We start from the raw sequence: 273 nt of genomic DNA, 5'->3' as shown, positions 1-273 counted from the left end.
CCTGCTCGTGCCTCGCCAGAGAGCTTCTTGCGCCACAGGCCGAAGGTACTGACGGCGAGCCCCTGCTCACGACAGAAACGTCGAAGGCCCAGTCCGCTTGTGGTCCATGCCATGACCATCTCGCGCCAGAATGCTTCGCCTTGCCGGGGGCGCCGTGCGCCCGTCGGTACGGCCTCGCCCGTTGCGTCGTCCATTGCCTTGCTCCGTCGTTACGATGGCATCACCTTCGCACCGCGCTTACGCGCGTTCAAGACGGGATGCGCTGACGGATAC

General features: G+C 65.2%; 1 protein-coding gene. It reads right to left on the bottom strand.

What is annotated here, in order from left to right; translation table 11 throughout:
• Nucleotides 1-194, bottom strand: a 194-nt coding sequence (gene tnpA, locus PQR02_RS40930; RefSeq protein WP_408243468.1) for an IS66 family insertion sequence element accessory protein TnpA, incomplete at its 3' end; no start/stop codon positions are given.
• Nucleotides 195-273 lie beyond the last annotated feature (79 nt).

Origin of the sequence: Paraburkholderia sediminicola (assembly GCF_046026895.1) — a bacterium.
In the GTDB taxonomy this organism is placed as follows: Bacteria; Pseudomonadota; Gammaproteobacteria; order Burkholderiales; family Burkholderiaceae; genus Paraburkholderia; species Paraburkholderia sediminicola_C.
Note: the sequence above shows the minus strand (reverse complement) of the source record. Positions and strands in the feature narration are given on the sequence as shown.